Annotated in this window: 6 protein-coding genes and 1 pseudogene; 5 read left to right on the top strand and 2 right to left on the bottom strand. The window is 73.2% G+C overall.

What is annotated here, in order from left to right:
* Nucleotide 1: 1 nt before the first annotated feature.
* Nucleotides 2–1,372 (bottom strand): APC family permease, encoded by a 1,371-nt coding sequence (locus tag EAO70_RS30130; RefSeq protein ID WP_148006591.1) that lies wholly within the window; start codon nucleotides 1,370–1,372, stop codon nucleotides 2–4.
* A gap of 54 nt (nucleotides 1,373–1,426) precedes the next feature.
* Here EAO70_RS30130 and EAO70_RS30135 point away from each other — a divergent pair, with 54 nt between their 5' ends.
* Together EAO70_RS30135 and ppgK are read left to right on the top strand one after the other, a co-directional pair.
* A complete protein-coding gene (locus tag EAO70_RS30135) occupies nucleotides 1,427–2,479 on the top strand; it encodes a 4-hydroxy-3-methylbut-2-enyl diphosphate reductase (protein WP_402115205.1) in 1,053 nt (350 codons plus the stop codon).
* A gap of 125 nt (nucleotides 2,480–2,604) precedes the next feature.
* Nucleotides 2,605–3,345, top strand: coding sequence for a polyphosphate--glucose phosphotransferase (gene ppgK, locus EAO70_RS30140; protein ID WP_148006005.1), 741 nt, complete (start codon nucleotides 2,605–2,607; stop codon nucleotides 3,343–3,345).
* Between the two features lie 153 nt (nucleotides 3,346–3,498).
* Here the strand turns inward: ppgK and EAO70_RS30145 are convergent, their stop codons facing one another.
* The gene (locus tag EAO70_RS30145; protein ID WP_402115207.1) at nucleotides 3,499–4,143 is read right to left on the bottom strand and encodes a DUF6542 domain-containing protein; all 645 of its coding nucleotides are present in this window, start codon (nucleotides 4,141–4,143) and stop codon (nucleotides 3,499–3,501) included.
* A gap of 275 nt (nucleotides 4,144–4,418) precedes the next feature.
* On the opposite strand from EAO70_RS30145, the gene ychF reads away from it, so the two are divergent.
* The 3 genes and pseudogenes from ychF to EAO70_RS38225 form a co-directional block, all read left to right on the top strand.
* Nucleotides 4,419–5,507, top strand: a complete 1,089-nt coding sequence (gene ychF / locus EAO70_RS30150) for a redox-regulated ATPase YchF (protein ID WP_148006006.1) — start codon at nucleotides 4,419–4,421, stop codon at nucleotides 5,505–5,507.
* Nucleotides 5,508–5,812: 305 nt separating this feature from the next.
* Nucleotides 5,813–8,458 (top strand): AfsR/SARP family transcriptional regulator, encoded by a 2,646-nt coding sequence (locus tag EAO70_RS30155; protein WP_148006007.1) that lies wholly within the window; start codon nucleotides 5,813–5,815, stop codon nucleotides 8,456–8,458.
* 166 nt (nucleotides 8,459–8,624) lie between these two features.
* Nucleotides 8,625–8,965 (top strand): annotated as a pseudogene (locus EAO70_RS38225) (hypothetical protein); the annotation flags it as partial.

Raw genomic sequence — 8,965 nt, forward strand, 5'->3', positions numbered from 1 at the left:
CTCACCGCCCCGCCGGCGTCCGAGCCGCCCCCTGGACCGCCAGCACCACCAACCCCACTCCCAGCCACACCACACCCACCACCTGCGCCTCCACCGAGGCCTCCACGATGACCGCGATCAGGATCGCCGCGCCGACCACGGGCAGCACGACGTGCTTCAGCCAGTGCGGCGGCCCCTCCGCCCGCCGTACCGCGAACCAGCCCACCACGCTCGCGTGCAGCAGGACGAAGGCCGTCAGCGCGCCCACGTCGACCACCGACACCAGGTGGTCGAGACCGTCGTCCCGGCGCGCCGCCCACACCGCCGCGACCATCGTCACCGCCGCCGACACCAGCAGCGCCACCCGCGGCACGCCCCCGTCCGTCCGGGCGAGCAGATGCGGCAGGCGCCGGTCGCGGCCCATCGCGAAGAGGAGCCGGCCGCCCGCCGCCTGCCCCGCGAGCGCGGCGAACGCCGCGCCGATCGCCTTCGACACGGCCACGAGGTCGTGCAGCCAGTCGCCCACCCCGCTCTCGACGGCGTCGTAGAAGGCCGACCCCTGCTTCCCCGGATCGGCGGCGAGCTCGGCCGAGGAGACCGGTTCGAGCAGCGCCACCAGCCAGGTCTGCGCGATGAACAGGAAACCCGCGAGCGCCAGGCAGAACATCAGCGCCCGCGCCACCTTCGCCGAACCGCCGGTGACCTCCTCGGCGAAGGAGGCGATCGCGTCGAAGCCCAGGTAGGACAGGACGGCCACGGACACCGCGCCGAGGACGGCGGCCAGTGAGAACGACAGGTCGCCGGTCAGCGGCGACCACCAGTCCCGCCGCGCCCCGTCCTCCGCGAGCGCCACGGCCGCGGAGACGACGAAGACGAGCAGGACGACGATCTCCATCGCCAGCACGGCGAAGCCGACCCGCGCCGCCGCCCGTACGCCCCAGAGGTTGAGCAGCGTCGTGAGGACGACGGCGATCCCGGTCCACACCCACCGGTCGACCTCCGGGACCAGCGCCTCCATCGCGATGCCCGCGAAGAGATAGGCGACCGCCGGGATCAGCAGGTAGTCGAGCATCGCCATCCAGCCGGCGATGAACCCCGGCCCCTCGCCGAGGCCCTTGCGCGCGTACGTGAAGACCGAACCCGCCTGCGGCGCGACCCGGACCATCTGCGCGTAGCTGAAGGCCGTGAACGCCATGGCGACCGTGGCCACGACGTACACCAGCGCGACCGCGCCGCCGGACTTCGCGTCCAGCGTGCCGAAGACGCCGACGGGCGCCATGGGGGCGATGAAGAGCAGCCCGTAGACGACGAGATCCCGGAATCCGAGGTTCCGTCGAAGTCCCGTGTGTTCCGCGTCTTCCCCGCGCGCCGCCACCTGCGATTCCTCGGCCATGGCGACAGTTTCGGCCACGGCACCGATCAAACCGCTCACCGACGCGGCCTTACGATGGGACGCATGACTGCAACGCCCGCGTCGACGCCCGATCCCGCCTCCGCGACGAACCGCCCGAAGCGTGTCCTGCTCGCCGCTCCCCGCGGCTACTGCGCGGGCGTGGACCGTGCCGTGATCGCGGTGGAGAAGGCCCTGGAGCAGTACGGGGCCCCGATCTACGTCCGGCACGAGATCGTCCACAACAAGTACGTCGTCCAGACCCTGGAGCGGAAGGGCGCCATCTTCGTCGACCAGGCGACCGAGGTGCCGCCGGGCAACATCGTGATGTTCTCCGCGCACGGCGTCGCCCCGACCGTCCACGAGGAGGCCCGCCAGGGCCGGCTCGCGACCATCGACGCCACCTGCCCGCTGGTCACCAAGGTCCACAAGGAAGCCGTCCGCTTCGCCAACGAGGACTTCGACATCCTCCTCATCGGCCACGAGGGCCACGAGGAGGTCATCGGCACCTCCGGCGAGGCCCCCGAGCACATCCAGCTGGTCGACGGCCCCGGCGACGTCGCCAAGATCGAGGTCCGCGACCCGTCCCGCGTCGTCTGGCTCTCCCAGACCACGCTCTCGGTCGACGAGACGATGGAGACGGTCGACGCGCTGAAGGAGAAGTTCCCGCAGCTGATCTCCCCGCCGTCCGACGACATCTGCTACGCCACGCAGAACCGCCAGATCGCGATCAAGGAGCTGGCCGGCCAGGCCGAGCTGGTGATCGTCGTCGGCTCGAAGAACTCCTCGAACTCGATCCGCATGGTCGAGGTCGCCAAGCAGGCCGGCGTCCCCGCCGCCTACCTGGTCGACTTCGCCAGCGAGATCGACGAGGCCTGGCTGGAGGGCGTGACCAGCGTCGGCCTCTCCTCCGGCGCCTCCGTTCCGGACGTCCTCGTGCAGGAGGTCCTGGAGTGGCTCTCCGAGCGCGGCTACGCGGACGTGGAGATCGTCAAGACGGCCGACGAGTCGCTCACGTTCTCGCTGCCGAAGGAACTCCGCAACAAGGACCTGCGGGCCGTGGCCGAGAAGCTCGGCACGGCCGAGCCCGCTCCGTCCGCGAAGGAGTAGCCCGCTCCGTCCGCGAAGGAGCAGCCGGCTCCCTCGGCCGGGGAGAGCCCGCTCCCTCCGCCGAGGAGCAGCCCTCTTCCTCCGTCGAGGAGTAACCCGGCACCGCAGCCCTTACCGTGGGTTCCATGAACGTCTTCGGAGTGGACATCGGCGGTTCGGGCATCAAGGGCGCCCCCGTGGACCTGGAACGGGGCGCGCTCACCGAGGAGCGCCACAAGGTACTGACCCCGCATCCCGCCACACCCGACGGTGTGGCGGGATGCGTCGCGGAGGTCGTGGAGCACTTCGGCTGGACGGGACCGGTGGGGGTGACCTTCCCGGGAGTGGTCACGGGTTCGACCATCCGCACGGCGGCGAACGTCGACAAGTCGTGGATCGACGTGGACGCGGGCACCCTGCTGAGCGAGCGCCTCGGCGGCCTTCCGGTGACGGTCCTGAACGACGCCGACGCGGCGGGCGTCGCCGAGATGACCTTCGGCGCCGGCCGGGGCCGCAAGGGCACCGTGATCATGCTGACCCTGGGCACGGGCATCGGCTCGGCCCTCTTCGTCGACGGCCGCCTGGTGCCGAACACCGAGCTTGGCCACCTGGAACTCAAGGGCCACGACGCGGAGACCAGGGCGTCGACGAAGGCCAAGGAGGACGAGGACCTCAGCTGGGAGCACTGGGCGAAGCGCGTACGGAAGTACCTCGCGCACGTGGAGATGCTGTTCTCGCCGGAGCTCTTCATCATCGGCGGCGGGGTGAGCCGCAAGGCGGACAAGTTCCTGCCGTTGATCGAGGACATCCGGGCGGAGATCGTCCCGGCGGAACTCCAGAACAACGCGGGGATCGTAGGGGCGGGAATGGCGGCGGGGACGGCGTAGCGGAACGGCCGACGACGGGTGGGGACGTCCCCGGAGCGGGACGCGGGAGTACGGGGCTCCCCGTACGCCGGCGGGCCGGGGAGTCCCGTACGCCCGCGGGCACTCCCGCACTCATCGCCCCGCATACGTTCCGGTCGGGGGCGGGCCGGTGTCCTAGCCGACGGGGCGGCGGCGGGGTGTCCGGCCCGAGCCGGGGCCGCGTCCGCCGGTCCCGGGCGCCTCGCCGGGCCCCGCGGGGGACCCGGGGGCTCCGGCGGACGGGCCCGCCGAGGAGCCCGAGGACCGGACGACGGGCTGCCGGCGGCGCCCCATCTCCCGTACCTTCCGCACGCTGGCGATCAGTCCGGCGACGAGGGTGCCGCCGTAGAGCCAGCCGGCGTGCACGGCGAGGGCGGTGACGACGGCCATCGCCTGGCCGCCGAGGCCGCCGGTGCCGCCCGCGATGGGAATGACGCCGACGGCGAAGGCGATGGGGACGCAGATGGGGGCGGTGACCAGGTCGGCGGCCCGGACCCAGAGCGCGGTCAGGGCGCTGACCGGCAGGAACAGCAGCCCGTAGACGACGGGGGAGCCGTCGAGGAGCAGCCGGTCGAGGAAGCCGAGCGTCAGCATGACGGCGGAGGCGAAGAGCCCGGCGCCGAGGCCGGTCAGCCGAGGCTGGGGCAGGCGTCGCAGGGCGAGGACCACGGGCGGTACGGGCCGGCCCGAGGGCGCCGCGGCAGCGGCGCCGGGCGCCCCGGCGCGCTGGACGCGGGGAGTGCCGGGGCCCCGCCGGATCCGGCCGGTGACGCGGTACACGGCCGCGCCCTCCACGAACGCGGCGGGAGGCGCGGTGGGCGGGGCGGCCGGCGGCGTGACGGGGGTTTGCGGCCGTCGGCGGCCTTGCGGCTGACTTGTCCTGTGCTGCTCCACTCCACCAACGTAGGTCGGGAAGGGGCGGGAACCGGGTCCGGGACACGCCCTTTGGGTGACCTTGCCCCCGAGAACGACCGAAGGTCGGCGTCACTGGCCGGTTCGGCCCGCCCGTAAACTGGGGGATCGGCCCACCATCCACACTTCAGGAAGTCGCCACCGTGTCGCTCACGATCGGAATCGTCGGTCTGCCGAATGTCGGCAAGTCGACCCTGTTCAACGCCCTGACCAAGAACGACGTGCTGGCGGCCAACTACCCGTTCGCCACGATCGAGCCCAACGTCGGCGTCGTCGGTGTCCCCGACGCCCGGCTGACCAAGCTGGCGGAGATCTTCTCCTCGCAGCGGATCCTCCCGGCGACGGTCGACTTCGTCGACATCGCGGGCATCGTCCGCGGCGCGAGCGAGGGCGAGGGCCTGGGCAACAAGTTCCTGGCGAACATCCGCGAGTCGGACGCGATCTGCCAGGTCATCCGCGCCTTCAAGGACGAGAACGTCGTGCACGTCGACGGCAAGGTCTCGCCGAAGGACGACATCGAGACGATCAACACGGAGCTGATCCTCGCGGACCTCCAGACGATCGAGAAGGTCCTGCCGCGCCTCCAGAAGGAGATGCGGATCAAGAAGGACATCGCGCCGAAGGTCGCGGCGGTCGAGGCCGCGCAGGCGATCCTGGAGAAGGGCGACACGCTCTTCTCCCAGGGCATCGTGCAGGGCTCGGAGAAGGCGGAGCTCCTCCACGACCTCCACCTCCTCACCACCAAGCCGTTCCTCTACGTCTTCAACGTGGACGAGGACGAGCTGACGGACGACGCCTTCAAGGCGGAGCAGAGCGCCCTGGTCGCCCCGGCCGAGGCGATCTTCCTGAACGCGAAGCTGGAGCAGGACCTGGCGGAGCTGGACGAGGAGGACGCCATGGAGCTCCTCCAGTCGGTCGGCGCCGAGGAGCCGGGCCTGGCGACCCTCGCCCGCGTCGGCTTCGCGACCCTGGGCCTCCAGACCTACCTGACGGCCGGCCCGAAGGAATCCCGCGCCTGGACGATCAAGCAGGGCGCGACGGCCCCGGAGGCGGCCGGTGTCATCCACACCGACTTCCAGAAGGGCTTCATCAAGGCCGAGGTCATCTCCTTCGCCGACCTGGTCGAAACCGGCTCGGTAGCCGACGCCCGCGCGAAGGGCAAGGCCCGCATGGAGGGCAAGGAGTACGTCATGCAGGACGGCGACGTGGTGGAGTTCCGCTTCAACGTCTGAGCGGACGAAGCACTGCCACGTCATTGACGCGGTACCTGCAGTTCAGAAGGGGTCGGACTCTGTCGAGTCCGACCCCTTCGTCGTCACCGTGCTGGATCGGTGCTGGATGCGGGCGCCGAGAACCGGTGGGCTGTTCGGGACCCTCCCTGTCGCACGGCCGATCAGCACCGCCGCCCGTAGGCCATCACCCTGTGCGGATTCGGACGACGAGGGCGGGATCGGGGATCTCCGCGTCGCGGGTGGCCCTCCCGCCCTCGTATCCTCGACTGCTGGGAAATCGGGGGACGTGTCGCGGAGGTGTACTGGTGGAGTTCCGGCTGCTCGGCTCCGTCGCGCTGGTGACGGAGGACGGGGACGTAGCCCTGGGGCCCGCCAAACGGTCCAGCCTGCTCGCGATGCTCCTGCTGCGACCCAACACCGCGGTGAACGTCGGCCGGCTGATCGACGCGCTCTGGGAGGAGGAGCCACCCACCCACGCCAAGACCGTCCTCCAGGGGCACGTCTCGCGGCTGCGGGCCCTGCTCGCCGAGCACGGCGCCGAGACGTACGGCGTCGAACTCGCCACGCAGGGATCGGCGTACGTCCTGCGGATGCCGGAGTCGCTGGTCGACGCGCACCGCTTCGAGGAACTCGTCGCGCTCGCCGGGGTCCAGCGCCGGCCCGCCGACACCGTGCGGATGCTGCGCGAGGCACTGTCGTACTGGCAGGGGCCCGCGCTCACCGGCACCGTGCACAGCCGCCCGCTGGAGGCCGCCGCCGGGGAACTCGAAGAGCTGCGGCTGGCCTCCGTGGAGGCGCTGGCGGAGGCGTACGGGGAACTCGGCGAGCACGCCAGGGCCGCCGCCGTGCTGCGCACCGAGGCCGTCGCGCACCCGCTGCGCGAGTCCCTCGCCGCCGCGCTGATGCTGGCCCTGGGCCGCTCCGGCCGGCAGTCGGACGCGATCGACTGGTACCACCGCACCCGGCGGCTGCTCGCCGAGGAACTGGGCGTCGACCCCGGCGAGACGCTCAGCGAGGCGTACACCACCCTGCTCCGCTCGGCCGCGCCCGTGACCGCGCCGAGGCCCGTCGCACCCGCCGCCGCCCCGACGCCGGAGGGACTGCCGCGCGCGCCGCGCGGGTTCACCGGCCGCGGCGCCGAACTCGCCGCCCTCGACCGCGCGGTACGGGGCGGCGACGGGCCCGTCTGCCTGGTCACCGGACCCGCCGGCGTCGGCAAGACCGCCTTCGCGGTGCACTGGGCGTACGAGCGCCGGGCCGACTTCCCCGACGGACGGATCTTCGCCGACCTGCGCGGCTTCAGCGACACCCCGGCCCCCGAGACCGCCGCCGTCCTGCGGGAGTTCCTGCTCGCGCTCGGCGTGCAGCCGCAGCGGATCCCGGAGGCCGTCGAGGCCCGCGGCGCCCTCTTCCGCTCCCTGACCGCCGGCCGGCGGCTGCTCGTCCTCCTCGACAACGCCCGGTCCTCGGAGCAGGTCAGACCGCTGCTGCCGGGCGGCGACCACTGCACCACCCTGGTCACCAGCCGCGACCGGCTCGGCGGCCTCATCGCCTCCGACGCGGCCCGGCCCGTCCCCCTCGGCCACCTCCCTCCGGCCGACTCCGCCGCGCTGCTCGCCACCGTCCTCGGCGAGACGCGGGTCGCCGCCGAACCCGCCGCCGCCGCACGGCTCGCCGGACTCTGCGACGGCCTCCCGCTCGCCCTGCGGGTCACCGCGGCCCGGCTCGCCGAGCGCCCCCGGTGGACCCTCGACGAGATGGTCGGCGAACTCGCCGACGAGCAGGGCCGGCTGACGCTCCTCGACGTCGAGGACCGGGGCGTCTCCGCCGCGCTGCGCCTGACCGTGCAGCAGCTGCCCGAGTCCGCGGCCCGGCTGTTCCGGGCGACGGGCCTCCACACCGGCTCCGACCTGGACCGGTTCGCGGCCGGCGCGCTCGTCGGCACGTCCCCGGGCCAGGCCGCCGCGGACCTGGACCGGCTCACTGCCGCCCATCTGCTGACCGAGTCCGTGCCCGGCCGCTGGACGCCGCACGACCTGGTCCGGCTCTACGCCCGCCACGTCTCCGCGGACGCCGACCCCGAGGGCCTGCGCCGCCTCCTCGACCACTACCTCTACACGGGGCTCGCCGCCGACGCCGCCGCCGAGCCCGGCTCCCAGCCCTGTTACTCGCTGCCCGCCGACGCCCGCCGGCCCGCCGCGACCCGCGAGTTCGAGGACCGTACGGCGGCCCTCGACTGGTACGTGGCCGAGCGCGCCGCCCTGGAGGGCGCCGTGACCTCCGCCGCCGCCCTCGGCCTCCACGACCGGGCCTGGCGGCTCGCCCTGGTGCAGTGGCCGCTGATGCTCATGCGGATCGGGGACGGCTGGACGCCCCTCCTGGAGGCCGGCCTCGCGTCGGCGGAGCACGTGGGCGACTTCGACGCCCAGTCGCGGACCAGGGCGCTGCTCGGCTGGATCCTGCACGCGGAGGGGCGCGACGCCGAGGCGCTCGTCCACCTGGAGAAGGCGCCCGGGCTCGCCGCCCGCGCCGGTGACGCGATCAGTGAGGCCATCGCGTACGTCAACCACGCGGCCGTCCTGGACGCGACGGGGGAGCACGACCGGGCCGGGCTGCTGATGGTGCACGCCGTCTCCCTGGCCGACCGCACCCGCCATCCGTCCACCCAGGTGCTCACCCTCCACCACCTGGCGGGCCACTGCATGAAGGCCGGCGACTACGAGGCGGCCCTCGCGCACACCCTGCGCGCCGGGGAACTCGTCGCCCCCGACGCGGTGGTCGTCCGGGCCCAGCTGCAGATCGCGAAGGGTGAGGCGCTGGCCGCCGTCGGCCGCCTCGACGAAGCCGCCGACCAGCTGGAACGCGCGATCGCGGCATCCGAAGCGGCCGGTTTCGCCGAGGGTTCGGCGCGTGCGGCGGCGGGCCTCTCGCGCCTGTCAGCGGATCGTTAGCGGCACGCAAGCGAGACGGCAGCGCGGGGCCGGAAGCTGGATACAGCACCGGGTGCTCCGCGTACAGGGAGTACCGACTCCGCGAACAGGGAGTACCCGGAGCCCCCGCCGGGGCGCTCGTCCCGGCGTACCGCACCGATCGACCGCTTCACGGGGGAGAACCGCCATGCGCACCCACCACAAGACCACCGTCCTGGCCGCCGCCGCCATCGCCACCCTCTCGCTCGGCCTGACGGCCTGCGGCGGCGGCACGGACACCGGCGCGAAGGACGCGGGCAGCGCGAGCTCCGCGCAGACGGCGGGCGCCGCCGGGCAGGGGACGGGCGAGGCCGGGCAGGGGGCGGTGGAGGCCGAGGGCGGCGGCGGAGGTCACGGCGCCCTCCAGGGCGGCGCGCTCGGCCACGTACCAGTCGAGGGCCGCCGTACGGTCCTCGAACTCGCGGGTCGCGGCGGGCCGGCGGGCGTCGGCGGGCAGCGAGTAACAGGGCTGGGAGCCGGGCTCGGCGG

The sequence above is a fragment of the Streptomyces sp. adm13(2018) genome (assembly GCF_008042145.1).
In the GTDB taxonomy this organism is placed as follows: domain Bacteria; phylum Actinomycetota; class Actinomycetes; order Streptomycetales; family Streptomycetaceae; genus Streptomyces.